This window comes from Brevibacillus sp. AG, assembly GCF_028369215.1.
GTDB lineage: Bacteria > Bacillota > Bacilli > Brevibacillales > Brevibacillaceae > Brevibacillus > Brevibacillus porteri.
Genome location: NZ_JAQMYO010000007.1, coordinates 404,013 through 430,638, shown reverse-complemented (window position 1 = coordinate 430,638; position 26,626 = coordinate 404,013). Strand labels below are relative to the sequence as shown.

The following is a 26,626-nucleotide window of genomic DNA, read 5'->3' as shown; positions in this document are numbered from 1 at the left end:
AAGGCTGTTAGCAATGCCCCGTCAGTGAATCTGGCGGGGTTTTACTGTTTTTTACAAAAGTAGCTTTGCAAGCTCCGGAAAGAATGATACACTGAAAAAAACTAAACGTTCGATGGTGATAGAATGAATCAGATGTATTCGATCAGAGTAGAATGGTCTCCTGCGTATGAATGTATCATTAGCCTTTACACTTACATTTACGAAAAGGAGCGCAAGCATTATTTGCTTGGTACGGCTTGGAAAGAGGAGACAAAACGAATGCTTCCGGCGTCTTTTGCAGATGAACTCGCAGATGAACGCTGGGAGGTACTCCACCGTTTGGTGCTGCTTGTAGCGCAATCGCCCCAGACCAAATCCGTCGAAGAATTTCTTGGGTGGCTAGAAAGCATCCCTCCCGGTGAAATTTATGAGCGTCTCGCGCCATGGGTGGAGACAATCCCGCTGAACCTGGGGGAAATCCGTGATCACAGCTTGTCGCTGCTTACCCGGTGGAATGAACATTATTTTTCGAAACTGGAACCACGCATTTTACAGAGTTTGCAAAGGAGTGCCGATGAGCTGACGGCCCGCGTCAAAGAAATGCCTCCGATCGATTTGGTAGATCAAGTAACGAACGGTATCTGGATTGAGCCGATGGCAGATTTGCGAGAGGTTGTACTGATCCCGCAATATCATAGCGCCCATTCTTCTGTGCTCGACTTTTATCGGGGGCTTGCCACTTGCATGTATCCTGTCAAAGATGCGGCAATGACCAGACCACAGCCGCTCCTGGAGCTGTTACCCATCACACAGTGCCTGGCGGATGAGAAACGCCTGCAAATCTTGCGTTGTCTAGCGAAAAAGACTTGCACTCTCGGGGAATTGCAAAAGCAAGTATCACTGGCAAAAAGCACCGTACATCATCATGTAACGGCGTTGCGCAGAGCGGGGTTGATTCGAGCTCATTATACAGGCAGTACGACGATTTCCTACTACAGTCTGCGCGAATCGTTCGTCGAGCGTCTTCCCGTCTTGCTTCGTTCCTTTTTTCATACACCAGAGTAAATTTGCTTACGGAAATGGCATGATTCTGTTGAGAGGGTAGGTTGAATCAGTATGAGCAAAATGAGGCAAGTGTGGGAGGCGTATCACCCGATTGTTCATTTGTTGATGGCAGGGACGGTGTTTGTTCAGCTCACGCAATCCATGAGCATTCCGTTTTTGGCCATCTATCTCGGTGAAACGACGAAGCTCTCTCATGCCTATATTGGACTTATTATCGGTGCAGGTCCCTTGGCTGGAACAGTCGGGGGATTTGCTGGTGGGATTCTCTCGGATTTATTTGGCAGACAAAAGCTGATGTTTTTTTCCTTGCTTGCTATGGCGTGCTCGATTATCGGATTCATTACAGTAGCGTATCCGATCGGTTTGCTTTTGATCAGTATGATAATGGGATTGTCGGCCTCGATATTTGCGACGGTTTCAAAAGCATTGATGGGAGACTTGACTCCCGAGCATAAGCGTTTTCGTGTATTCTCGAACCGATATCTTGCGAACAATCTTGGCTTTGCGATTGGTCCTATGCTCGGTGCTTTTTTGGGAATTTCCGGCAGCAACTTGGCGTTTTTTCTGACTGCGGTATCCTTGGTGAGCTTTGCCATCATTTTAGTAGTGGCATGTCGGAGATGTGGGGTAACCGATGATGGCGGGGGGAACAAAGAGGTAGAGAGGGCCAGTTTGGCTGAGATTTGGCAAGTGCTCAGAAAGGATGTCGTTCTTCTTACCTTTGTCACAGGTGGAGTCCTGTTAGTGACGGTTTACGGTCAGATGTCTGTTACGCTCTCCCAATACTTGCGGGAAAACTTTTCAGAGGGAGTCGCCTTGTTTGGAACATTGATGAGCGTCAACGGATTTACCGTCTTGCTTTTACAAATTCCAGTGACGAGGCTGGTTGAGCGTTATTCCTTGTTTGCGCGGATAGCAGGTGGCGCTGTGCTGATGGCCATAGGAGAAATCGGCTTTGCTTTTTCGCCAGACTGGGCTTGGTTTATTACGGCGATGATCATATTTACATTAGGGGAAATTCTGATTGTACCTGCGGAGTATGCGCAAATCGACGAGATCAGTCCCGCGAATATGAGAGGGACTTACTATGGGGCACAAAGCGCAACGATGCTGGGTAGCTTTCTCGGACCATGGGCAGGAGGTATGGTGCTCACCGCATATGGTGGTCCCGTGATGTTTTTGGTCATGGCAGTATTGGCGCTGGTTAGCTTGATCTTTTATTGGCTAGGGCGCAGGCTGCATGAAAAGCGGAAGCAGCCTAGAAATGCGATCGTAGAGACTGTCATGTAGCTTCTTGCCGATTGATTGCGAGTGCCGTATAATGGAAAGTATCTTTTCAAAAGGGGACGTTTTGATGTCGGTGTGTGTTCTTAACTAAGCAATTGGATAGGGTACTCCCATTCTTTTTGGCAAAAACCTCATTTTATGTGAGTTTATTTGCTATGGAATAGAGGAGGCCTTGATTGGTTAAGAACTTACGGTCATCCATCTACCCATTTGCTCGACTACGGGAACCGTGCTCTTACGCACGGTTTTTTTGCGTGACTATCCACGCGCACGTAGCGAACGTATGCCCTCAAGGCGGAGATGAACGAATGTTCATGCTCTGCCTTTTTGTGTGCATCGATGGGTCCATCCCTTTTGAAAAGAGGTTCTCTACATGAAAAATTATATCGAAGACACCTATAAACAAGTGCGTTTACAAGAAGGTCAACGAGTGATCGAACAGTTTCTGCTTGCGTGTTATTTTCATCCGGGTTTGCCTACGAAAGAGCTGGCAAGAAAGCTACTCTTGCCTATACCTGTGGCGACTGCCATTAAAAAAGAGCTGATCAAGGCAGGTGCCATACAGCAGGGGAGCGGGGTAAGATGCACCGCAGAAGGGGAAGCGTTCATTGAGCAAAAGCTAGGGTTTGGTGGGCTGGATCGAGAGCTGTACGAAAAGCTGATGAAAGACGACGAAGCTTGGAAAACCGAGCTGGTTGACTTGCAAACGGAGATGGAGACGATTTTTGCTGGGCGTCCGCAAGTCGATGTACAGATTGATCAGTCCAAATGCACAGTCGAAACGAGCTTACGCAGGGCAATCTTATGCTTGCGGTATCAGAGCTTGGTGGGCAAAAAAATATTATGCGTCGGGGATGATGATTTAGTCAGCATCTCGCTGGGGCTTTTACTCAAGCGTTTGTTTCCAGGGAATCAACAACGACCAGAGCAAATTGACGTAGTCGATATCGATGAACGCTTTCTCCAGTACATTACGGATGTGTCCAAGCAAAAAGCATTGACCGTAGCCTGCCATCAGGCTGATTTGCGGCAGCCGCTGCCGAAGAAGCTACAGGGTGGGTACGATTGCTTTTTTACTGATCCACCTTACACGCTGCAAGGAATGGCTTTGTTTTTATCCCGCGGAATCAGTGGGCTGCAAAAGCAAAAGGGACTGTCCATCTTCCTGTCCTTTGCGCATAAATCCCCGGATTTCACGCTGAATATGCAACGGGAGTTCGTGCTGGCAGGCTTGACCGTACGAGAGGTGCTCAGTCATTTCAATGAATACGAAGCGGCGCAAATGATTGGCAATAAGGGACAGATGATCGTGCTCACCACTACAGAGATGACGGCTCAGACGATCAAGCATTCGTTTCTGGAGTCGCTATACACAGGTGAAGAGACTCCTTCCAAACGTCAGTATCAATGCAAGCGTTGCAAAAGGTCGATCCAGGTAGGGGCACAGGCAAAAATAGTGACGATTGAACAATTGAAAAAACGCGGCTGCCCTCGTTGCAAGCATCAGAGCTTTGAGCTGTTGTCCCGCCGGAGAGCACAAGACTGATTGTACGCAAGTGGGCATATGGTAGTGGTGGAGGGGAGGGAGAATAAGAGAAGATGGCTTACGAAAAAGCGTTTGTTTTATTACGGATCGGGACGGGAATCTTGTTTTTCATCCATGGCATAGCCAAGCTGCAAAAAGGGATGGCTGCTGTTGTGACGACGTTTGGTGATCTCGGCTTGCCGGGGTGGCTGGCGTATCTGGTTATGATCGTAGAACTGATCGGCGGTCTCGCGCTGATCATCGGAATCGGGGCGAGATATGCTGCCTGGGGATTAGCTGCGATCATGGCAGGGGCGATTGTGACGGTGAAATGGGCGAAAGGCTTTGTGGGCGGTTATGAGCTCAACTTGATCCTGTTGCTTGTCACGATTTGTGTGGGTCTAAAAAGGTGAAAAAGAGATCCGGCTGAACCAGTAAGCGGTCAGCTGGATCTCTTTTTTAAACAAACAGCTCGTAATACTCAGGAGAAACGTTCTCTAAAAATGGACTTTTTTCACCCGGATAGTAAAGATGCAGCTCGTGCATGGCTCGTGTGCATGCTGTGTAAAAAAGCTTGCGTTCGCTTTCTTCGCCATAGCATGCGGCGGAAGCATCATAAAGGATGACCGCATCGAACTCGACCCCTTTTGCCAAGTAAGCGGGAATAATCAAGATTCCTTTTTCGAAGGAAAGAGTGGCGGGCTTGATCAAGCGAATCGGCAATCTCTCTTGTAAAGCGTCATGAACGACTTGGGCTTCCTCTAGCGTTTTTGTGATAACAGCGATCGTCTGATGACCACGATCGGCGAGCTCACGTATGCGCGTTTCGATTTGATCGGTATGAGCTTGGGGTGATGTCACTTTGGTTAGAGTTGGCAAGCGACCGTCGCGCATAAAAGGCTCAATCATATCTCCGTTTCGCAAAAGTTGTCGTGTAAACAAGACGATGGGATAGGTGGAGCGGTAGCTTTTGGTCAGGACAAAGGTCTCCGTCTCTTCAGGCTCAAACAGGGATGTGACAGCCTCAAAGCTATTCTGGTGATACGCATGAGCGTAAATCGCCTGATTCCAGTCTCCCAGCACGGTCATTTTGGCACGGGGAAACAAGCTCTTGATGAGAGCGAACTGAAAGGCGGAGTAGTCCTGGGCTTCATCGAGAAATACATGACGGACGAGATTGTTCGTCTGCTTGCCCTCCAATCGTTCCTGCAAATACAAATAAGGAGGGATGTCTTCACATGCCAAATACTGTTGCTCTAAACGCTCTGCCGTCTGTTCGCACACGGCGGGCCAATTGTTCAATACATCGTGGTGGAGAGTATTTGGCGCAAGCGTCCCGAGCAAGTCAGGTGACAAGAAAAGCTGACGGTAAATAGCGCGAGTATCAATAAATTGAAGTTCCCGGATAAAATCGCGCAGAGGATGAAACTGCTTTTTGACGATCCAGTTGGCTAAGAGCTCCTGCTCGCGTTCGAAGTCATCGAACGTATCCTCCCGAAACTGCTTTTTGCGGCGCAGCGATTGATAGGCAGCTACATAAGCGTCTCGGTCAAGTAGCTCCATTTCATCTTCGACCCATGGTTTAGAGCGTTCTCGCTGTTCCATTTTTTTCAGCTCTGTCAGCAGTGATTTGGCAACGAGTACCATCCGATTGGGGATCGGCAGACTCGTATCGAGAGAATAAAACAGCTCATGGATGTGGGCAGCACTGATTAGTGTCTGGTTTCTAAATGTAACGGGGCGAAACATGATACCAGATTTCTTCAGGTTATTCGCGTATTCGTCCATGGCTTGCAAAAACAAGGCGCTTGATTTGAAACGGATTCCTTCCAGACGCGCCTCGTATCCAGATTGATCACTTGCTGTCAGTACATACTCCATCTGTTCAAGCGGGTTTTCCAGGCGGAAGTTGTCACCGAGACGATGCTCCGCATATTCCTGAAAAGTCGTTTGCTGCATATTTTCCTCGCCGAGCTCAGGAAGAACGGTCGATACGTAGCTATTAAACAAGGAGTTGGGCGAAAACAAGACGATTTGCTCCGCAGTCAATGTCTTGCGATAACGGTATAACAAATAAGCGATTCGTTGCAAAGCCGCAGACGTTTTTCCACTACCGGCAGCTCCGGAGACGATGACGAGTCTGCTGCGTTCGTTGCGGATGATGCGGTTTTGATCCCGTTGGATCGTGGCCACGATGCTTTTCATCTGCGAGTCAGCCTGTTTGCCGAGTACCTCCTGAAGCAGCTCGTCGCCAATCGTCACGCCCGTATCGAACAGGTGCAACAATTTGCCGTCGCGAATGATGTATTGTCTTTTGCACGCAATCTCTCCATTTACGATTCCACTTGGGGTATTGTACTCTGCTGGCCCCGGCGAATAGTCGTAATACAGACTGGAGATAGGTGCGCGCCAGTCGTAGACGAGAAACTCCTCGTCGTTTTTATCCAGCAAGGAAGCAATGCCGAGATAGATGGCTTCTGGCTTCGATTCCAGCTCTTCTTGAAAATCAATCCTGCCAAAATAGGGAGAGTGCAACAATCGCTGTAGCGTACGCAACTGATTTTGGGCATGGCGATGGATGCGTTCACGCTCGGACAGGACTTCCGCTTGCTGCTTGATACTGGCGTAAGTCTCGACAGCTTCGATGGCATCTTCGAAGTTGACTGTCACATCGTCCCAAAAATGCTTGCGAATTCCGATGATATCCTCGCTCACGACATTCACATGCTCTTTGAGGTCATCTATTCGGTTCTTTATCTCTGAGATGACTCGTTCAACACGTTGTTGTTCGTTTTGCCGATCTTGATCAGTCACGCTCATGGTACCGCTCCTTTTTCGTTCCCCATTTTTGATCTGATGGTTTGACAATCGAAAGTGAATGTGGTACTATTATATTGGAGATAAAATAGATACATATTAACAATTGACCAACAGACCAATTCTCATTGTATCACGTGAAAATTGGCTTTTCAACATGGTGTAGGAAAAATACGAATTGAAATGATAGGGAACTCCTTTGGGGGTTCCCTTTTTTGTTGCGACTAGACTTGTCCGTCAAGCGTTCCAGTGAGAGCTACCCATATACGGGTTGTTCCCACCAGTCTATTGAAAGGTAAAAGGCTGTCTTCTCACCAGTGTTTGGAACGCGAACGATGAGCGCCATTCCTGGTCCGAGAATCCACTGTCCGCCAGGGGTTGCCTCAACGGTGGAGGACGCCGGAATGATTCGCGTGGCGGTCTGAATGTGATCAGAAAAGGTATCCGTCATACCGGCGCCATGCAAAACTTGCCCTTGAGCGGCGGGACAAGCGGGGAGTTGAATATAACCAGAAGTCACTTGACGTGAGAGAGTTGCACCAGTGAGGGAGGAGCCTTTGCCAAACAAGAAATGTGCTTCTATCGGGTGCGGGGATGGATTGGTGACCATCCAGTGATGGACAAACAAATGAACACCGGAGCGTAAGGGATTCGACAAGGCAGCGATCCCGATAGCCCCATCGCTCACGATCATTTTTTCCGATTGCCCCATGAAGTATTTACATTGATCCGCCATCGACATCGCATACGGAATGTGAACACTCCGACTCAGCTGTTCCGTAGCAGAAGGAGTGGGAAACGGATAGTACCCCATCTGCATGTAGACATCCGGTATTCCACCATAAAAGTACGAGGGGCGTGTATAGGAGGGCTTTGTCATGATTTCCTCTCCTTTTGAGTGGGGTAACTGCTAACCCTACAGCATATGGCAATCGTCCATGGAGGGTGTCAGGAGCTGGCGTTATTGGCAGGCAAAGTTCCGCTGAAGTCATGGCGTGACGGATAGAAAAAAGGCTGGGAATGAAAATCCCAACCTTTTGCAAGCTTTTGTCTACGATACGGTTTTCCAGGCATGAATGGCAAGTAGCGCCCATCCTGCGAGGAACAAAACTCCGCCAATCGGCGTAATCGCACCGAGAACCTTAATTCCGGTCATCGCCAGCGTGTAGAGACTGCCGGAGAAGATCAACGTACCAGCTGTAAAGCACCAGCCCGCCCAAACGAGGCCAGAAGAATCCGGGTACCATTTGAGCAACAGGGCAACCAGCACCAGAGCCAGTGCATGTGTCGTCTGATAGGTCACGCCCGTATGGAAAATGCCCAGCGAATACTCGTCCAGTTTTTCCTTCAGTGCATGTGCTCCGAATGCTCCTAACGCAACCGAAAGAAATCCACTGATACTGCCAAGCATCAAAAACAGCTTCATGAGTGCGTCACTCCTTTTTTCGCATAACCTGTACACTTGTCTGTTCTTTATTTTAACGTAAATCAGGCATGAAAGCCCAATTGTAATTTGGTGAACACGCCTTGGACTACCGTACAGACCGCTTGTCAACCTCCGTCATAAAGTAAAGTATCGCAGTGGCAACGCTTACAGGCTGCTGCGACGGGAGGTGACGTAAGATGAACAAATGGATTTCCAACGTAGGTGGTCTCCTCGGTGGCTACGCATTGCTGAAAGCACCGGTAGCTGGTTCCTTCCTTAATGGATTGGACCCGCTAATAGATGGAGTTGGTCTCACCGCTGTGGTCGTATTCGCAGGAGCTCTTATTTATTCTGGTGTACGCGACTGGTTCAAGGGTTAAGAAGTAAGATAGAAAACAAATCAAGGGTGTCTCCAATCGGGGATGCCTTTTTTTCTGGATGAATAACAGAGCAAATTTACAGAAATAGCCTTAGTCCGAACTACTACCGGACTAAGGCTGTTTAGATGCATCTTATTTGTGCTTTACTTGATTACTCTTTTTATTCGAGATTAAATCCATTATAACGATCAAGGCCACTATAAAAATAGACTGCAATAGAGGTTTTACATAGCTGGATTGATCGTAAATAAAGTAAGCTACTATTAAGTTGAGTATGAAAGTAATTAAGTACCCAAAAGTTTTAATTATCTCACCTCATCTCAGAACCAAGGGTCTATTATAGTAGATTCTCTTACATCTACTTCAAGATTACCACCCGATAATTAGGAATTAAAGGATATTCTGTATTTATATCTTGCGATGAAGTGATTGAACGACAATTTAGATAGTTGATTATTTGTTTGAATGAAAAGCAATATCTTTTCTAAATGCTGGCGTCTTTTAGCATGGTCCTCCATATACATAAAGTAGACCGACGGCAAAAGGGGGAGGCGAAACGATTTGACCAACGACGAGCGAAAAGAACTGGAGCGATCCATTGACGAAATTACTGAGATCGCCAAAGGGTTCAATCTCGATTTTTACCCGATGCGATACGAGATATGCCCGTCTGACATCATTTATACATTTGGCGCGTATGGAATGCCGACACGATTTTCGCATTGGAGTTTTGGAAAGTCCTTCTACCGGATGAAATTGCAATATGACCTGAATCTGAGCAAAATCTACGAGCTCGTCATCAACTCCAATCCTTGTTACGCGTTTCTTTTGGACGGCAATTCCTTGATCCAAAACAAGCTCATTGTGGCTCACGTGCTTGCTCACTGCGACTTTTTCAAAAACAATGTGCGCTTCTCCAACACCAATCGGGATATGGTCGAAAGCATGGCGGCCAGTGGAGAGCGGATTCGCCAGTATGAGATCGAGTACGGCAAGGATGCTGTCGAGAATTTGCTCGATGCGAGCTTGGCGATTCAGGAACACATCGATCCGAGCTTGCTGCGCCCGAAGCTGCGTTGGAAACGAGATCCAGAGGAGTCGAACAAAAAGACGAGGAACGAACGGCAATCTCCTTATGACGATCTCTGGGGATTGGACCGCAAAGCAAAAGAGGAAGCCGAGCCAGTAAAAGCACCACGCAAATTCCCGCCAGAGCCGGAAAAAGACCTATTGCTATTCATTATGGAATTCAGCAATATCCTAGACGATTGGCAACGGGATGTGCTGACGATCATTCGAGATGAGATGCTGTATTTCTGGCCGCAGATGGAAACGAAGATCATGAACGAAGGCTGGGCCACCTACTGGCATATGCGCATCCTGCGGGAAATGGAGCTGACGGAAGCGGAGACGATCGAGTTTGCCAAGCTGCATTCCTCCGTCATTCAGCCTTCGACGACGAGTATTAATCCGTATCATTTGGGTCTGAAAATTTTGGAGGACATTGAAAAACGCTGGGATAATCCGACGAAGGAAGAGCAGGAGCGCTTCGGGCGCAAGTCAGGAGAGGGACGCGCGAAAATTTTCGAGGTGCGTGAGCTGGAGTCCGACATCAGCTTCATTCGCAACTTCCTGACCAAGGACCTCGTCAGTGATCTAGACTTGTATATGTTCGGCAAGCAGGGCAACGATTGGGTTGTCGCGGAAAAGCAGTGGGAACAGGTACGCGATGGTCTTGCGGGCACACGGGTTAACGGGGGATTTCCTTATGTACTCGTGCATGATGGGGATTACTTACGCTCCGGAGAGCTGTACTTGAAGCATCATTTCGAGGGGCTGGAGCTGGATGTCAAATACGTAGAAAAAACATTGCCTTACGTCTATACCTTGTGGGGGAAATCCGTTCACCTGGAATCGATGGTGGAGGATCGACAAGTGTTGTTTACGTACGACGGCAAGAAAGTGCACCGCCGCTTTTTATAGGAGAAAAAAGGCCGCATGCCCGGTGGAAGCTGACCGAGCGTGCGGCTTTTTCTACGTGTCCGAACTAGGACAACTGATCCGTAATTCCGATGTGACTGCTGATCCCGCCGTCCATGGTGATGCTCGCTCCGTTGATGTACCCGCTATGCGGTCCGACGAGATGATAAATCATCTGGGCGATTTCCAACGGCTGAGCTACGCGTTTCACCGGGCTTTTGACGATGACTCGATTCATGTAATCCGAAATATCCTCCGGACGTACGCCCATCGCGGTATCCACATATCCCGGACAGATGGCATTGCAAGTAATCCCATGCTCTCCCCATTCCGCAGCTATTGTTTTTGTATAGCCGATCATGCCGTGTTTGGAAGCGACGTAGGTGGAAGAATGTGCAGAGCCTAGCAAGCCCTGAATAGAAGCGATGTTTACGATCCGCCCGAAGTTCCTTTCTTTCATCTTGGGCAACAGGTTTCTGCAAAACAGGAATACACTCTTCAAATTGGTATTCATGATCCAGTCCCATTCTTCATCGGAGACTTCGTCCACCCGGTGGAATGGACCGCCCACTCCTGCATTGTTGACCAAGATGGTGATATCTCCGAAATGCGATTCCACAAGCTGGATGGCTTCTTCAACTTGCGCTCGTTGACCGACATCACAGCGAATGGACAAGGCTTGACCGCCTGCCTGATTAATTTCTTGGGCGACTATTTGTGCCTTTTCTTCTTGTACATCAAGAACAGCGACACGGACCCCATGCTGAGCCAAAAGCTTTGCTGCTGCGGCCCCGATCCCATTGCCTGCTCCTGTGATCATTGCTACTTGCTGCATTTGTAAACTCTCCTTATTAATCTGTCATCTAGAGAATGCCTTTAGGAGGAAGGATTTTGACTTCATCGATTCGAACGTGTAGGGGACGGGAGGCGATATCTAACACGGTATCTGCCACATCTTTTGGTACGAGCATCGCACTCGGATCAAAAAAATGCCGGTCCTCCGTCATGTTTGTATGAACGGCGCCGGGAAAAATGGTAGAGACCCGCACATTGTCGTTTTTCCATTCTTCATTGCAAATTTGAGAAAAGCCTTGGACGGCAAATTTCGAAGCACCATAAACGCCGTTTTCCGCAATGGGAATATATCCGGAGACACTCGCGATATTGATGATTCGGCCTCCGTGAGCTTTCATTACCTTGTATCCTTCACGGCTGCAAAGAAAGAGTCCGGTTACATTGGTGCGGAAAACATTCTCCCATTCTTCTAAGCTTGTTTGTTCAACAGGCTTAAACACGCCGACTCCTGCATTGTTGACGAGGACATCTAGACGTCCGTATAACCTTTGTACTTGCGCAAATAGGGCAAGGACACTTTGCTCGTCTGTCACGTCCAGCTGTATATTCGTCACACTTCCAGGTTCAGCGTGTGCGATCTCGTTCGGATGAGGCGCGGATCGAGAGGTTGCCCAAACAATCGCTCCTTCTTTTGCCAGAACATTTGCCATTTCAAGACCCAATCCTCGACTGGCTCCTGTGATGACCACGATTTTATTCAGTAGTTTCATGTGTACCTCCATATACGAAACATCCATCCAATAATTGGATACTTATATGTTGTTTAATGGTACAGAAATTTGACTTCCCCAGCAAGCGCCATAGGGATGAATTTCGGTAAAAGTAGTAGGAATTTGCTGGGCAGGAACTAGGTATTTGATCGTGGAAAGCTTTGTTAGTAAACCTATTTCACCCCTGGGAGGCTCTTTCTATGGAAAAGCATGCGGCTGTTATCGGATCAGGTGTTATGGGACATGGAATCGCGCAGCTATACGCATTGGCTGGATTTCGTGTTTCTCTTTATGATTTGCAGGAAGCGTTTTTGATGAAAGCGAGAGCTAGCATCGAGCACAGTCTTTCTCTTCTGGTTGCAGAGGGAGTGATTGCAGACCAGTCTAGAGTAACGGCGCTCGAGCATATCGTCCTGACCACGGATTTGCGAGCGGCAGTATCTGATGCAGAAATCATTACAGAAGCGGTACCAGAAGTCATCGAGCTAAAGTGGGAGTTGTTTGAAAAGCTGGAGCAATACGCGAGGCCAGATGCGATTATTGCTTCCAATACGTCTACGTTTTCCATTGCACGATTGATCGAAAAAGCAACTACGCCACAACGCTTTATCATTACACATTTTTTCAATCCAGCCCAATTGGTTCCGTTGGTTGAGGTAGTCAGGCACGAGAGCACGGCGCAGGAAGTGGTTCACAAGACGATGCAGCTGATGGAAGAGATCGGGAAGTCCCCAGTTTTGCTGAAAAAGGATGTACCGGGCTTTATCGCCAATAGGCTGCAAACAGCCTTGATGAGAGAAGCTTTTCACTTGCTTGCAGAGGGTGTGGCAGATGCAGCCCAGATCGATACGGTGATGAAGGATGGAATTGGCTATCGTTGGGCTTTTGTCGGGCCTATTGAGACGGCGGATTTTGGTGGACTCGATACGTGGAAGCGTGTGATGGATAACCTAGCGCCAGAGCTGGATGCTTCGACAAAAGCACCCGCCATTATTGAAGAAAGAGTAGCAGAAGGCAATCTCGGTACCAAGACCGGAGCAGGTATATACTCGTATATGGATACGTCTGTCTCAGAAAAGCTTCGTGTACGTGACGAACAGTTCATCCGCTTGGGGAAAATGAATCGCGGTTGAAGTGACTTACAGAAAAATACTTTATTCGTAAAAAATTCACTACATACGCATTCATTCCTAGCCGATATTAGATTGGGGTTATATCATGGAAAAAATTTCCCCAATACAACCTAGAAAGTAGTTGAGAATGAGTGAGAGTTCGCTTAATAAATTGGAGTAGAAGCTTTAAAACGAGGTTAATCTCATCCTTCCTGTTAATTCTGCTTGTTCCTACTATTGTCGTTGGAACACTGGCTTCCAATCAGGCGAAGCAGGAGATGGAAAAGGAGATCTTGAGCAGCGCCAAAGAAAATGTCGGGCTGGTCAATTCGATTGTGACGAGTACGTTTAAACCCAAGCTGGATACTATTGAGTTTTTAGCAAAAACCATTAACAAAAGCATGTATCCTACCAAAGACAGTGCAGCGCTCGTCATGCCGCATCTGGATATTTACAGTGGAATGCTTCCGGACACGAATGGCGTAGGTTTGGGCACAGTGGACGGACAGTATTATCAATCCCCGAAGGTAACAGTTAAGGCTGGCTTTGATCCGCGAACGAGAGAATGGTACAAAAAAGCGATGGAAAATAAGGGGAAGGCTGTCATTACCGAGCCGTATGTCTCAGCAGCATCAGGCAAAGTCATCGTTACCATTTCTAAAACGACGGATGATGGATCAGGTGTAGTCGGCATTGTGATGGGCGTCGAGCAGATCAAAGGTCTGGCGGACATGGTCAGTATCGGAAGCGACGGGTACGTCATGATTTTGGACAGCAACAAGAAGTTCGTTGTTCATCCTGAAAAAGAGTCTGGCACTGTGGCTGAAGAGAGCTATTTTGAAAAAATGTATGAAGGTACATCAGGTGACTTCCGTTATGACGAGCAAGGTAACGAACAAGAAGTGCACTACACGACGAATGAGTTGACTGGCTGGAAAATCGCTGGAAAGCTGGATCGTTCGGAGATACAAAACTCTGTACAGCCTATCTTCACCTTTACGTACGCGACAATCGCCATTTGCTTGATTGTAGGAGGACTGATCGTAACCGTTGTTCTGCGCTCGCTTATCCGATCGATTCAAGCGGTCAAGGTACATGCAGTCAAAGTGAGTGAGGGCATACTGACGGAGCCTATCCAGGTTCGATCCAATGACGAGATTGGAGAGCTGGGCCGCGCGTTCAATACGATGCAAGACAACCTGCGCACGCTTATTTCAAATGTAGAGACAAGAGCAGAACAAGTGGCCGCTTCGTCTGAGCAATTAACTGCGAGTGCGCAGCAGACGAGCATCGCCACTGAGCATGTTGCCACAGCCGTGCAAGAAGTTGCTGGCAGCGTAGAGAACCAAACGAATGGAATTGACCAAAACGTCCACTCTCTCCAAAATATATCAGCCGGCGTAGCGCAAATTGTAGAGAGTGTGCATGGATTGACGGATATCGCTGAGCAAACAACCATTCACGCTGGTGAAGGCGGCGAATCGGTTCAGAAGGTGATGGGCCAGATGAACTCGATTCACGCATCTGTGGAACAGCTCAATCACATGGTCCATTCCCTTTCTGAACGCTCCAGAGACATTGTTGCCTTCTCCGAAGTGATCAGTGGAATTTCGCAGCAAACAAACCTGCTGGCACTGAATGCAGCGATCGAAGCGGCGCGGGCTGGCGAGCATGGCAAGGGGTTTGCGGTTGTAGCAACAGAGGTAAGGCTGTTGGCGGAGCAATCGCAGGAATCGGCCAAGCAAATTTCCGACCTTATCGTAGAAATTCAACGCGATACGCAAGAATCCGTTGAGACTATGGAGAAAGTCAGACGCGATGTCTCGGAAGGCTTGCGGATTTCCAAAGGTACGATTGATAAATTCGAGGAAATTTTGACAAGCACGAAACAAACAAATCCTCGTATCGAGGAGGTCTCGTCGATCGCTCAACAAATCGTGGCAACTGTTGCGGAAGTGAAGGTAACAGCGAACGAGTTGGCGATGATTGCAAAAGGCAATGCTGAGACCGCAGAGGAAGTAGCCGCTTCTACAGAAGAGCAGCTCGCATCGATGCAAGAAGTCTCAGCCTCTGCCCAATCTCTGTCATCGTTGGCAGAAGAGCTAAATGCGATGATTAATAAATTTCGCTACTAAATAGTCAATCAATATCGACCGTCCTGTCTATCATACATAAGCAGGGCGGTTTTTCTATGGCCTCGGGGGCCGTATACTCCCCGCTTTTTTTATATCTATTACAGTTCTATATATTTTTTACTTCATTAAGTTTCCTTCGTTACCGATATAAAAAATTAGGACTTCACCAACATGAATCGTTTATCCAAATACAACTTAGAAAGAAGATGAAATGAAGTGAAAGTTAACCTTAGGAATTGGTTCAGAAGCTATCGAACCAAACTTATCATCACATTTCTCTTGATTCTGCTAGTCCCTTCCCTTGTCGTGGGAAGCCTGGCTTACCATCAAGCGAAACAAGAAATTGAAAGACAGATCATGGACAGCGCGAACGAAAACGTCGATTTGGTCAACTTCATCGTCAGCAATACGTTTGAAGGCAAAAAGAAGGATGCTGACTATTTGGCAAAAGATATCACACCTAGCGTGAAATCAGCTGATGTTCAAGAAGAAATCATGCATCATCTGGAGATGTATATGGGTATGCATGCGGAAGCGTCCAGTATCAGTCTGGGAACGGTTGACGGACAGTACTTCCGCGCTCCCAAGCAAGAAGTACAGGCAGGGTTTGATCCGCGTACGAGAGACTGGTACAAAAGAGCGATGGAAAACAAAGGGACTGTCGTCGTGACAGAGCCCTATATTTCGGCGGTATCAGGTGAGGTTTTAGTAGCGGTAGCAAGAACGACGGAGGATGGTGCAGGGGTTATCTGCATTACAGTTGGGATTGAACAGATCAAACAACTGGCAAACTCAGTCAGCATCGGTTCCGATGGAGATGTCATCGTAGTGGACAGCAATAAGAAGTATGTCGTCCATCCGGAAAATCAGGCAGGAACGCTGGCACAAGAAAGTTATTACGATAACATGTATCAAGCAGACACAGGTAAATTCAATTACGAGGAGCAAAGCATCCCGAAACAGATTTACTATGTGACGAATCCGGCTACTGGTTGGAAAATTGCCGGGTCGATGTACCTGTCTGAGGTTGAGGATGCTGCACAGCCGATTTTCGCGCAAACGTTTTGGACGATTACGATCTGCTTGGTGCTGGGAGGACTCATTGTAGCAGCTGTACTGCGTTCCCTTCTCCAGTCCATCCAGGAAGTGAAGATACATGCGGTCAGAGTGAGCCAAGGTATTTTAACTGACCCGATTAAAGTACGGTCAAACGACGAAATTGGTGAGCTCGGCCATGCTTTTAACACGATGCAGGATAACCTGCGCGCGCTCATTTCCGATGTCGAGGCCAGAGCGGAGCAAGTAGCAGCGTCTTCGGAGCAATTGACTGCGAGTGCGCAGCAGACGAGCATTGCAACCGAGCTTGTAACGACTGCTGTTCAGGAGGTAGCTGGCAGTGCGGAACAACAAACGAGCGGAATCGACCAAAATGTTCGCTCATTGCATGACATTTCGGAAGGGGTCACACGGATTGTAGAGAGTGTCAATGTGTTGTCGGATACTGCTCAGCAAACAACGGTTCAGGCAGAAGAAGGTGGCAACTTTGTCGCTCAGGTCATGAGTCAGATGAAGTCGATTCATGAATCGGTAGAGCAGTCGGATCGCATGACCAAATCGCTCTATGATCGTTCGAAAGAAATCGGCACGATCTCGGATGTCATCAGCGGAATTGCCCAGCAGACGAATTTGCTGGCATTGAATGCTGCGATTGAAGCGGCGCGGGCTGGTGAGCATGGCAAAGGCTTTGCGGTTGTTGCTACAGAGGTGCGCCTGTTGGCTGAGCAATCACAATTGTCGGCCAAGCAAATTTCTGAATTGATCTCAGAGATTCAGCGGGAAACTAAGCAATCCGTCGACAACATGGAAAAAGTCAGACTGGATGTTGCAGAAGGCTTGAACGTTTCGGAGGAGACGATTCACAAGTTTGAAGGCATCATGGAAAGCACCAGACTGACCAATCCACATATCGCAGAGGTCTCCGTGATCGCACAGCAAATCTTGGCTGCTGTTCAGGAAGTAACCGCGACAGCCAATGTGCTCGTCACCATTGCGAAAAGCAATGCCGAAACGGCCGAGGAAGTAGCAGCCTCTACCGAGGAGCAGCTCGCCTCCATGCAAGAGATTTCATCCTCCGCTCAATCCTTGTCGTCATTGGCGGAAGAGCTGAAAGTATTGATCAATAAGTTTACCTATTAATCTGTGTCCCTAAACAAACGAAGCGCCCTGTCTCTAGTCATACGAGCAGGGCGCTTCGCTGTATAGATGTGATAACATATGGGCAACACAAGCGATATGGATTTAGGAGATGGGAACGATGAACATGAGGATCAGAATAGAACAGGTAGATGATTATTCCGTTACTGAAAAGGTCGTAAAAAGTGCATTCGCGAATGCGGAGTTCAGCGATCACAAAGAACATGAATTGGTGTCTCGCATCAGAAAATCTGATGCATTCATCCCCGTGTTATCTCTAGTTGCGATTGATGAAGAAAATCAACAAATCGTTGGACATATTCTTTTGTCGAAAATATCCATTCGCAATGACAATCAGAGCATAGAGTCACTTGCACTTGCCCCAGTGTCAGTCCTGCCTGGTTATCAAAGCAAAGGAATCGGAAAGAAATTAATTCTCGAAGCCCTCCAAAAAGCAAAAGAACGGGGATACCAATCTGTTGTTGTTCTCGGGCATTCCGAATATTACCCAAAGTTTGGCTTCCAAAAAGCTTCGCACTGGGGAATAAAAGCACCTTTCGACGTACCGGATGAGGTATTTATGGCTTTGGAACTGCAAGAAAATGCACTGGCTCAAGTCTCGGGCGTTGTTGTATACTCCAGTGCTTTTTTGAATAGGTAGGGATAGTTAATGAAAAGAAACGCAGTAGATTGTTGAAGCCATCTATTTTGTTTCTTTATTCCTAATTATGGTAATATGAAGTGCCTACCAATTCGAGAAAAAACGGAATCGTATGTCGGAGGGGAAAAGGAAGAAATGGAACTCAGGCGAAACGAATCGATCGTGCTAGAGAATATAGCAGCATACCTATTCAGAGGAATGGAAGGAGTAGGTGGGAGGTTAACGATTACGAGTGAAAGACTTTATTTTCAACCACACAGTCTCAATATTCAAACACAACCTCTCGAATTAAACTTGAAGGATATGGCGGCAGTTGAAAAGCGGAATACGCTGTTCGTGATCCCAAACGGAATGAAAATCAAGATGCATAACGGACAAGAGCATAAATTTGTTGTATGGAAACGAGCGGAGATCATCGGAATGATCCAGGATACAAAAATGAAGCAAAAAATGACGGTGATCATTAAGACGAGGTAAGCTATCCGTTCAATGAAAATCGCCCTGCCACAAGCAATGCTGCGCAAGGCGATTCCCACATCTTACAAGTCCTTTGCAATGTGCGGTTTGCTATAATGACTGGTACCCCCACCGCCAACCAATACTCTTCCACCTTGTCTGAAGATGAGCAATTTCCTAGATCCATTTGAAAGCAGTACAGTTATTTTTGCTCGATTCGCTGTTGCAATATAAATAACGTAACCAGTTCTGGAGATTACCGTACGCCAGTTGCGATCGAATTCAGAGCGCAGAACCCGATTGGAATACACTTGGTTTTCCACGCGTCTCGCAGTGATTCTTTTCTTTTTCATCGAGACTTAACACCTCCCGTCAATCTATCCTATTCAGGGGGGAGAAAAAGGAATGGACAAGAGTTGTAGGCGATTTTACTATTTTCGTTGCAACAACACAGGAAGCGTTCTATGATAATACCAAGGACGGTATCCATTGTAAGAGCCGTAAAAAAGGAGTGAAAGACAATGGCAAAAAGCGCAGCACGCAAGCAACGGGAAAAGCTGGCCCGTGAAGGCAAAAGAAATCCGGATCTCAACAGAAGCATTTTCGCTTTTGCTGACATGAGACAGCGGACGACGAAGACCAGAGCAGAAAAACTGAATCAACAGAAGCACAAAAGGTCGTTATCCTACCAAAGTGATGATGGCCTTTTTTATTTTATGAAAGCTTCTAGTAGAAGCTTCCTGCATATATCCTAGGTAAGCGATCTTAACTGATGGTTAGTACGCCGAGCTCAACTGCAGAATATGATTTTAACCATCAATCATAATAATGGAATAATGCTCTGTCTTAGAAAATGTTCCCGAAAACAAAGCTTGGTGATAAATTATTTTATATGGAAAATTTTTAAAAAGATACATAAGATGGTGGTTAACTTTGTATGAAAGTTAAAGAAGAGGTACTATCGCATCCAATTTTGTGAGAACTTATAAAGAAGAATTACACCGAGAACGAGTAGGATTAACACTTTCAGAGCTAGCAAGGAAGGCTGGCTTAGTAAGCCGACAGATTCGAGTATTGGAATGAGAAGATTAAAGTGATTGCTGATATCTTGGGAATTTCGATTTGTGGAGCTTATGGAACAGTATATTGAAGCAGAGAAGCGACCTGATGTGCTGCAAATATAACTGCGTTAGAAAGTACGAATTGAAAAATGGGGAAGAAAAGTCATTTAATCTCTTCTTGATAAGAGAGAAATCATGTGAGGAAATCTTAATTAAAGAATAAGATACGTCAATAATAGTAGATCGATAATTAGATATATGAGTTGTATCAAAAAGTGTCGAGTGAATTTTGTAGAAATTTGTAGGTGATAAGGTTATTATTCTAATATATTCCATTAAAAGGAAAATGATACCTTCGCAAATCTGTAAGACTGAACTTCAAGTAAACTAGGAGGTGGGAATAACATTTTTTTTGCTTAAATTAATTGATGTTATTACTACTATATGCGGAGGAGAATTATGAAAAAAAGTTGGATTTATCTTACGAATCTCGTTCTTTTTCTAGGTATTGTATTTTCTAACGCTAATCTTGTGAGTGCAGGATATAAGACGGAAACTTGTGATAATGGATCAACAAAAGCTGAATGTGCTGATTGGTTTACTGGAGACTTTGATCTTGAAAAGGATACTGATTCTTGGGGGAATGATTACCGAATTAATTATGATGGTGCAGGAGTATACTGGTGGGAATTTACATGGGACGAACCAATACAATTAATGTCCCCTGAAGTTTGGGTCTACCTTAATGAAACAAAATTTAGAGCTGATGCTATGTATATGGCTAAATATGACGACAGTCGTTTTGGAACAGTAATGGTAGGTTCTATTGATCAGAATACTGCACCAGGGGGGTGGAATTATATAGGTGAAGGAGAGCAACTTGGATTTGGTTCCAATATTACTACTATATATGTATACGCGTTTGCGGGCGTAGATAATGATAATCTAGGTGCTGATGCCGTTAAGGTTAGAGAGGAAACATTTGAATAGATTAATCAAGGAGGTAGATTATTTTGAAACGATTATTTACTTCAGTTATTCCTTTTCTTGCTGTCGTGTTAATCAGTACTCAATTAGGGACTGGATTTGTGAAAGCGGAGAGTCCCGAAGGTTCAATTCGGGAAAAAATGTTAAATGCCATTGATTATTACGAGTATGTAGAAGGTGAATTTAAGTATGATGTCGCTGGAAAGAAATATACAGCTGAATTTGTGGTGCAACAGGGTAAAAATCCAGGAAGTAGGACAGTCCTAAAAGATCCTTCTGGAAAAACCACCCAAGAACTAGTTGCTGATGAAGAATTTGTTTTACAGTTAAATAATACAAGCAAAACTTATTTGAAAATGAAAAGTTCTAGTTCTGTAGAAGTACCAAAGGGAGAACGAGTAAAAAAAGAAAAAGATACTGATGGAAAAGAGGCAAATGTATATATTTACAGACAAGACCCCGCAAAGGCATTGATAGCCAAGACAGTAACATTTCCACAAGAGTATGGTTTTTGGTTAGATGACAAGGCCAAAAATTACAAAATTACTAGTGAAGAAATGTTTTTAGAAAGAAATGCAGTAGTTATATCGGGTGAGCTCTCGGACGATTTGTCAAAGAAATTAAAATCCACATCATTTGAAATGTGGGTAGATGAAAAAACAGGGGTTCTATTAAAATTAATAACAACAGATAAAGGTGGGAATGTAAAAAACAGTATTGAAGTTTTAAATATAAACTTTGAGACTAATTTAGCGAAAACCACCAGCAGGATGTTTGATACAGACGACACCAAAGGATATAAAGAATTAAAATTAGATGACAAAAAACCATCCGACAAGAAACACAAGAAATAGAATAAAATGTCGGATAGCAAACCTTACTTCTTTCATATAACATGGAGTAAGGTTTTTTATTTTTTCCAGGGCGGTGAGGGATTAATGAATAGAAAATGGCTTATTGTTATCATAATGCTAAGCGCTCTTGGGATATTAAGTGCCAATATGGGTATCTCTCAAATAGAAGACTCAATTACAGCTCAATATTCAACTAGTTCTCGTTCCATTATAGAAAATACAGCATTTGATTCTGAAGAACCGAATTGGCTCAAAAAATCGGAAGATAATTCAAATGAATATCTTGTCCATGATGGATACTTCTATTTTCCGGTTGAAGAGGATCTTACCGAAACCAACATAGATAAAGTTCTTGGCACGGTGAGTAGAATAGGCGAATGGGAGGAGTTCAAAGAGGGGGATACTCCCTACTTCCTCCCGGGTAGTATATACTACACAATAAAAAGCGTACCAGATAAGAACAAAATCGCAATCGAAATCGTGAAGAATGAAACCAAAAAATATCAGGTGCTGGAAAAAGGTCATCCGGTTCCAAAGTGAGGCATCGCATCATGAAACACAGCTACATAAATCTTCCAGACTCATCCATTCATCCCGAATGCGCGAGAGCCATTCAACATCTCCTCCAACTGAAGGACCCAAAACGCGAAGACTTTTTGGCGCTGAAAACGTACGGTACTGACCGTTATTCGGCAATGGGGTGGGAGGAGCTACAGACGTACATCAATGAAAAGACCGTCATCATTGTCGAGCAGTTTGAAAATGAACAAAATATTATGTCTGCCTTGCGCTGGGTAGCGAGAGGATTGCCGGTTTGGCTAGCGATTCGAAAAGTGCGAGCGGATTATTCTGTGTATGGATACAAGAAGTAGCCTGTCTTTTTTAAAAAATATATGCAAATAATAGAAATAATACTGCGCTAACGAAAAGATAGGTCTATTATTGTCAGTATCAGCAACATTGGAGGGAGACATCATGACAGAATACTTACTTAGCTTACTACAAATTATTATGATCAACCTGGTCCTGAGCGGAGACAATGCAGTCGTTATTGCTCTTGCCTGTCGGAACCTGAATCCAAAGCTGCAGAAAAAAGCCACCTTTTGGGGGAGCTTCGGTGCAATCGGATTGCGGATCATTCTTACCTTCATTGCCATCTGGCTGTTGAAAATCCCGTTTGTCCAAGTCGTCGGAGGACTTTTGCTCATCTGGATTGCGGTCAAGCTGTTAAAAGGTGAGGATGAGGACAGTCACATTGGTGGCGGAGCGAGTTTTGTTGAGGCACTTAAAACCATTATTTTTGCTGATCTGATTATGAGTCTGGACAATGTCATTGCCGTAGCGGGAGCAGCGAACGGGAACCTGGTTTTGGTCATCATCGGTCTTGCCATCAGCATTCCACTCATCATTTGGGGAAGCCAGTTGTTGATGAAGTTGATGAACCGTTTTCCGATCATCGTATTATTAGGGGCGGCTTTGCTTGGATATACAGCAGGAGAAATGATTGTAGGAGACAAAGCAGTTGGCAGCTTCCTAGATGGGGTAATGCCTTCGTTGCATATGATTTTGCCGGTAGCATTGGCACTTCTGGTGATCGTGATTGGAAACTATTTGAAACGGAAGGAGAAAAATGTGTTAAATAAAGAAGTGACAAATAATCATGCGGAGACACTATAGCTATGGAATATCGCGATTGGTACATTCTCCAAACCTTGTACCAGGAACAAAACATCACAAAAACAGCCGAAAGCTTGTATTTGTCCCAGCCTGCGCTGACCAAACGACTGCGGCAGATTGAAAAAGAATTTGGCGTACAGATCGTGCAACGGGGGAGTAGAGGCGTCCATTTCACTCCGCAAGGCGAATACTTGGCCAAATGCGCGGATGAAATGCTGCTCAGACTGCGCAATATCAAGGAGCATGTCTTGAACATGGGAGACGAGGTCAATGGTACGCTTCGGCTGGGGGTTTCCAACTATTTTGCACGGTACAAGCTCCCGATGATCTTGAAAAAGTTCAAGGAGATCTATCCAAACGTCGAGTACAAGGTAATGACAGGATGGAGCAAAGACGTCTACAAGTCCGTGTATAATCAGGACGTGCACGTAGGCTTCGTCAGAGGAAGCTACAATTGGTCCGACCAAAAGTACTTGCTGTTCGAGGAATCGGTCTATGTCGTTTCCACGGAACCCATTCATATCGACGACCTGCCCAGCCTGCCGCGAATCGACTATGAGACCGATCCGATGCTGCGGGCGTTAGTGGACGACTGGTGGACCGAACGATTTTCCCAACCACCGCTGATCGGCATGGAGGTCGACAAGGCGGATACATGCAGTGAAATGGTAGCAAACGGTTTGGGGTATGCCATCCTTCCACGAGGCGTGCTGAATGGCAAAGACGATCTGCACATGATTGAGCTGACCAGCGCAGAGGGGGAGCCGATCAAGCGAAGTACCTGGATGTTTTATCATGCCGACTCAATGGACTTGCAAATGGTCAAGGCATTTGTACGCTTCATGGAGCAGGGTGAGATATCATTCATCGATTAAGCCGGGAAAAAGGAACTGCTGGGAACTCTCTGAATGGGAGCCAGCAGTTTTTTTGTGAAAAACGTCTCGACGTTTTTCATAAAAGTAGATAAGACCGCTTGCGGTCAAACAAAACGGTCATGACCGTTTTGTTATTCATACAAGGAATCGCCAACGATAACCATTTTGTATTTTTGCTGCGAGCACAATTGTTTTACACTAGGTGTACCCCCACCCTAGAAGCTTCATACAACGTCGGAGAGTAGGAGAGGGAACGCTTATGCTGCTACGTATTCTGTTTACATTGCTGCTCGGATCACTGGGAGGCTGGCTGTTTGCTACCATCCACAGCCCACTTCCTTGGCTGCTCGGAGCGCTAGTCACCACCGTTATCTGTAATATGCTTGGGGTCAAAAATCTTTGGATTCCCCGTTGGTTTCGTCAAGCAGGATTGACAGTGATTGGGATCACCCTTGGTCTGCGAATGACACCTGAAATCGTCGAGACGATGACAGGGCACATCGGTTTGATGCTCATCACCACGATTTTGACCATCTTGATCAGTTTGGTGAACGCTTGGATATTTTATAAGGTCTGCCGAGTAGACGGAATAACGGCGATCTTCAGCAATATTCCCGGCGGATTATCGGAAATGGTGTCGGTGGGGCAAACGGCGGGAGGAAATCAACAAGTCATCACGATTTTCCACTCGATCCGTGCGATCAGCGTCGTGCTTTGTACCCCTTATCTTGTGACATTTCTACCTACCCATGCTGCCATACAGACGGCTACTACAGAACACACGCTGGGGATTGGGCAGACAGTCATGCTTCTTGTGGTTGGTGTCATTGGAGCATTGATTGCGTCACGCTGTTATATACCCGCTCCCTTCTTGCTAGGTGCCTTGCTCGTGACCGCTTTGATTTCGATGAATACATCGCTTGTGGGAGAGAGTCCTGCGTTGCCAAACATCCTGGTCCAAGGGGCGCAAATATTCATCGGGGTCAGCATCGGTCTTGGCTTCAAACGAGAGGACATCGCCAAAAACCGCCGATTCTTTCTGTTCGGTCTCATGCATTCCCTGTTCTTGTTCGTTATGGTGATCCTGCTTGCTATCGGCATTTCTTACGTGACTGCTACCGATATCGTGACGGCCATTTTGGCTACGGTGCCAGGTGGACTCGCCGAAATGAGCTTGACTGCCTTGGCGACAGGAGCCGATCCGCTCTTAGTAACGGCGTTTCATCTGTTTCGTGTGGTTCTTGTACTCACGTTGTTTTCCTTTGGTGCTCGTGCATGGACGAACCGCCACAGCAGGATAAAACAACCAAAGGAGACCAGCGCCTGACGCAGTTTTACAGTCGAATCAATGGCAAGGCCTGTACGTTCCCTAATCGGAAACGGCAGGTCTTTTTGGCGTGAAAAAAATGAAAATAATCATAAATATGGTGTTTATCCAAATTATCTGAACAAACTAGGAAGCGTTTTCATCGAATGCTATGATCTCCTTAACTTATTTGAAAACGCTATCAATCGAGGGGGTTATAAAGATGAAAAAATCAAACAAATGGACAAAATGGACCGGAGTACTCCTCACTACGGCAATGGCACTTAGCCTCGCAGCCTGTGGAGGCGGCGGTGGGCAGACGGCATCCACTGGAGGAGCTTCTACCTATCCAGAAAAACCAATCTCGGTTATCGCTCCGTCGGGGGCAGGCGGCGGCTTGGATAAAACAGCGCGTTCCCTTGCAAAGGTGATGTCAGCAACGAAGCTGGTAGACAAGACGATCTCCGTCGAAAACAAGCCAGGTGGCGGACAGGCAGTTGGCTTGGCTGATTTCGTGACGCAGGACAAGAAGAACAACTATAAGCTCCTGCTTCCCTCTACACCAATCGTCATCAATAATGTGAAAAAAGAAGGAAACAGCCCGCATTCCTACAATGATATGACTCCGTTGGCACAATTGACGAAAGATTACGGCGCGATCGTAGTAGCAGCCGATTCTCCATACAAGGATCTGAAATCGTTAATGGATGCAATCAAAGCGGATCCAACCAAAGTAACGGTTGCAGGCGGTTCTGCTCCTGGCTCGCTTGATCACTTGACCTTTTTGATGCCAGCTGTAAAAGCGGGAATTGATCCGAAATCTGTGAAATACATTTCTTACGATGGCGGCGGAGAAGCGATCGCATCTCTCTTGGGTGGCAATGCTGACGTACTGGCTACAGATGTATCCGGTTCCGGTGAATACTTGAAATCCGGCAAAGTAAGAATCTTGGGTGTTTCATCCCCTGAGCGTTTGAAAGGTATGTTCAAGGACATCCCGACGTACAAAGAATCCGGTTATGACACGGAGCTGATCAACTGGCGCGGTGTATTTGGACCAAAAGACATGACGCCAGATGCTGTTGCTTACTGGGAGCAAAAATTGAAAGCGATGACAGAGACTCCTGAGTGGAAAGCAGAGCTGGAAGCAAACGGCTGGGACGATGGCTACAAAAACGGCGCAGACTTCAAGAGCTATCTGGGTGAGCAAGAAAAAATGTTCAAGGAAATCTTGGGCTTGCTCGGAATGGCGAAATAAAAAGGTTTGATGGGGGATGGAGAAGGA

General features: G+C 46.3%; 26 protein-coding genes. 20 read left to right on the top strand and 6 right to left on the bottom strand.

Going from position 1 to position 26,626, the window contains the following annotated elements:
* Positions 1 to 123 precede the first annotated feature (123 nt).
* The 4 genes from POF51_RS20825 to POF51_RS20810 all read left to right on the top strand — a co-directional run bounded on the left by POF51_RS20825 (position 124) and on the right by POF51_RS20810 (position 4,269).
* Positions 124 to 1,044 (top strand): ArsR/SmtB family transcription factor, encoded by a 921-nt coding sequence (locus tag POF51_RS20825; RefSeq protein ID WP_271756009.1) that lies wholly within the window; start codon positions 124 to 126, stop codon positions 1,042 to 1,044.
* 51 nt (positions 1,045 to 1,095) lie between these two features.
* A complete protein-coding gene (locus tag POF51_RS20820; RefSeq protein ID WP_069846463.1) occupies positions 1,096 to 2,334 on the top strand; it encodes an MDR family MFS transporter in 1,239 nt (412 codons plus the stop codon).
* A 370-nt stretch (positions 2,335 to 2,704) separates the two neighbouring features.
* Positions 2,705 to 3,877: a bis-aminopropyl spermidine synthase family protein gene (locus tag POF51_RS20815; RefSeq protein WP_069846460.1), complete on the top strand. Its 1,173-nt coding sequence runs from the start codon at positions 2,705 to 2,707 to the stop codon at positions 3,875 to 3,877.
* Positions 3,878 to 3,930: 53 nt separating this feature from the next.
* Entirely contained in the window at positions 3,931 to 4,269 is a 339-nt protein-coding gene (locus POF51_RS20810) for a DoxX family protein (RefSeq protein WP_069846457.1), read from the top strand.
* A gap of 46 nt (positions 4,270 to 4,315) precedes the next feature.
* Here POF51_RS20810 and helD read toward each other — a convergent pair whose 3' ends face one another.
* The 3 genes from helD to POF51_RS20795 form a co-directional block, all read right to left on the bottom strand.
* Complete coding sequence (gene helD, locus POF51_RS20805) at positions 4,316 to 6,676, bottom strand: RNA polymerase recycling motor HelD (protein ID WP_069846454.1); 2,361 nt, start codon at positions 6,674 to 6,676, stop codon at positions 4,316 to 4,318.
* 253 nt (positions 6,677 to 6,929) lie between these two features.
* Complete coding sequence (locus POF51_RS20800; RefSeq protein ID WP_017252009.1) at positions 6,930 to 7,553, bottom strand: DUF6143 family protein; 624 nt, start codon at positions 7,551 to 7,553, stop codon at positions 6,930 to 6,932.
* Between the two features lie 171 nt (positions 7,554 to 7,724).
* The gene (locus POF51_RS20795) at positions 7,725 to 8,099 is read right to left on the bottom strand and encodes a DUF423 domain-containing protein (protein WP_012684886.1); all 375 of its coding nucleotides are present in this window, start codon (positions 8,097 to 8,099) and stop codon (positions 7,725 to 7,727) included.
* A gap of 197 nt (positions 8,100 to 8,296) precedes the next feature.
* Between POF51_RS20795 and POF51_RS20790 the strand changes: the two genes are divergently transcribed.
* Both POF51_RS20790 and POF51_RS20785 read left to right on the top strand, forming a co-directional pair.
* A complete protein-coding gene (locus POF51_RS20790) occupies positions 8,297 to 8,479 on the top strand; it encodes a hypothetical protein (RefSeq protein ID WP_069846451.1) in 183 nt (60 codons plus the stop codon).
* Positions 8,480 to 9,040: 561 nt separating this feature from the next.
* Positions 9,041 to 10,462 (top strand): SpoVR family protein, encoded by a 1,422-nt coding sequence (locus tag POF51_RS20785; protein ID WP_069846449.1) that lies wholly within the window; start codon positions 9,041 to 9,043, stop codon positions 10,460 to 10,462.
* Between the two features lie 64 nt (positions 10,463 to 10,526).
* On the opposite strand, the gene POF51_RS20780 is transcribed toward POF51_RS20785, so the two are convergent.
* Both POF51_RS20780 and POF51_RS20775 read right to left on the bottom strand, forming a co-directional pair.
* Complete coding sequence (locus tag POF51_RS20780) at positions 10,527 to 11,294, bottom strand: SDR family NAD(P)-dependent oxidoreductase (protein ID WP_069846446.1); 768 nt, start codon at positions 11,292 to 11,294, stop codon at positions 10,527 to 10,529.
* A gap of 28 nt (positions 11,295 to 11,322) precedes the next feature.
* Complete coding sequence (locus tag POF51_RS20775; protein WP_017247299.1) at positions 11,323 to 12,024, bottom strand: SDR family oxidoreductase; 702 nt, start codon at positions 12,022 to 12,024, stop codon at positions 11,323 to 11,325.
* 200 nt (positions 12,025 to 12,224) lie between these two features.
* Between POF51_RS20775 and POF51_RS20770 the strand changes: the two genes are divergently transcribed.
* From POF51_RS20770 to POF51_RS20750, 5 genes are all read left to right on the top strand, one after another.
* Complete coding sequence (locus POF51_RS20770) at positions 12,225 to 13,157, top strand: 3-hydroxyacyl-CoA dehydrogenase family protein (protein WP_271756008.1); 933 nt, start codon at positions 12,225 to 12,227, stop codon at positions 13,155 to 13,157.
* A gap of 131 nt (positions 13,158 to 13,288) precedes the next feature.
* A complete protein-coding gene (locus tag POF51_RS20765) occupies positions 13,289 to 15,271 on the top strand; it encodes a methyl-accepting chemotaxis protein (protein WP_334312672.1) in 1,983 nt (660 codons plus the stop codon).
* A gap of 216 nt (positions 15,272 to 15,487) precedes the next feature.
* The gene (locus tag POF51_RS20760) at positions 15,488 to 17,467 is read left to right on the top strand and encodes a methyl-accepting chemotaxis protein (RefSeq protein ID WP_069846439.1); all 1,980 of its coding nucleotides are present in this window, start codon (positions 15,488 to 15,490) and stop codon (positions 17,465 to 17,467) included.
* Positions 17,468 to 17,585: 118 nt separating this feature from the next.
* Positions 17,586 to 18,125, top strand: a complete 540-nt coding sequence (locus POF51_RS20755) for a GNAT family N-acetyltransferase (protein ID WP_271756006.1) — start codon at positions 17,586 to 17,588, stop codon at positions 18,123 to 18,125.
* Positions 18,126 to 18,260: 135 nt separating this feature from the next.
* Positions 18,261 to 18,602: a GRAM domain-containing protein gene (locus POF51_RS20750; protein ID WP_069846435.1), complete on the top strand. Its 342-nt coding sequence runs from the start codon at positions 18,261 to 18,263 to the stop codon at positions 18,600 to 18,602.
* A gap of 62 nt (positions 18,603 to 18,664) precedes the next feature.
* Here the strand turns inward: POF51_RS20750 and POF51_RS20745 are convergent, their stop codons facing one another.
* Entirely contained in the window at positions 18,665 to 18,934 is a 270-nt protein-coding gene (locus tag POF51_RS20745) for a hypothetical protein (RefSeq protein WP_069846432.1), read from the bottom strand.
* A gap of 168 nt (positions 18,935 to 19,102) precedes the next feature.
* Here POF51_RS20745 and POF51_RS20740 point away from each other — a divergent pair, with 168 nt between their 5' ends.
* The 9 genes from POF51_RS20740 (at position 19,103) to POF51_RS20700 (ending at position 26,599) form a co-directional block, all read left to right on the top strand.
* On the top strand, positions 19,103 to 19,336 hold the full coding sequence (locus POF51_RS20740; protein ID WP_069846429.1) for a hypothetical protein: 234 nt from the start codon (positions 19,103 to 19,105) through the stop codon (positions 19,334 to 19,336).
* A gap of 765 nt (positions 19,337 to 20,101) precedes the next feature.
* Positions 20,102 to 20,632, top strand: coding sequence for a hypothetical protein (locus POF51_RS20735; RefSeq protein ID WP_069846426.1), 531 nt, complete (start codon positions 20,102 to 20,104; stop codon positions 20,630 to 20,632).
* Between the two features lie 23 nt (positions 20,633 to 20,655).
* Positions 20,656 to 21,483 carry a hypothetical protein gene (locus POF51_RS20730; RefSeq protein ID WP_069846424.1) on the top strand — a complete coding sequence of 276 codons (828 nt, stop codon included), beginning with the start codon at positions 20,656 to 20,658 and terminating at the stop codon, positions 21,481 to 21,483.
* An 84-nt stretch (positions 21,484 to 21,567) separates the two neighbouring features.
* Complete coding sequence (locus POF51_RS20725) at positions 21,568 to 22,023, top strand: hypothetical protein (RefSeq protein WP_139135920.1); 456 nt, start codon at positions 21,568 to 21,570, stop codon at positions 22,021 to 22,023.
* Positions 22,024 to 22,034: 11 nt separating this feature from the next.
* The gene (locus POF51_RS20720) at positions 22,035 to 22,355 is read left to right on the top strand and encodes a hypothetical protein (protein WP_069846419.1); all 321 of its coding nucleotides are present in this window, start codon (positions 22,035 to 22,037) and stop codon (positions 22,353 to 22,355) included.
* A gap of 103 nt (positions 22,356 to 22,458) precedes the next feature.
* On the top strand, positions 22,459 to 23,160 hold the full coding sequence (locus POF51_RS20715) for a TerC family protein (RefSeq protein WP_069846416.1): 702 nt from the start codon (positions 22,459 to 22,461) through the stop codon (positions 23,158 to 23,160).
* 2 nt (positions 23,161 to 23,162) lie between these two features.
* A complete protein-coding gene (locus POF51_RS20710) occupies positions 23,163 to 24,035 on the top strand; it encodes a LysR family transcriptional regulator (protein WP_069846414.1) in 873 nt (290 codons plus the stop codon).
* A gap of 259 nt (positions 24,036 to 24,294) precedes the next feature.
* On the top strand, positions 24,295 to 25,362 hold the full coding sequence (locus tag POF51_RS20705; protein ID WP_069846411.1) for an AbrB family transcriptional regulator: 1,068 nt from the start codon (positions 24,295 to 24,297) through the stop codon (positions 25,360 to 25,362).
* 202 nt (positions 25,363 to 25,564) lie between these two features.
* Positions 25,565 to 26,599, top strand: coding sequence for a Bug family tripartite tricarboxylate transporter substrate binding protein (locus tag POF51_RS20700; RefSeq protein ID WP_017247311.1), 1,035 nt, complete (start codon positions 25,565 to 25,567; stop codon positions 26,597 to 26,599).
* Positions 26,600 to 26,626: the final 27 nt, after the last annotated feature.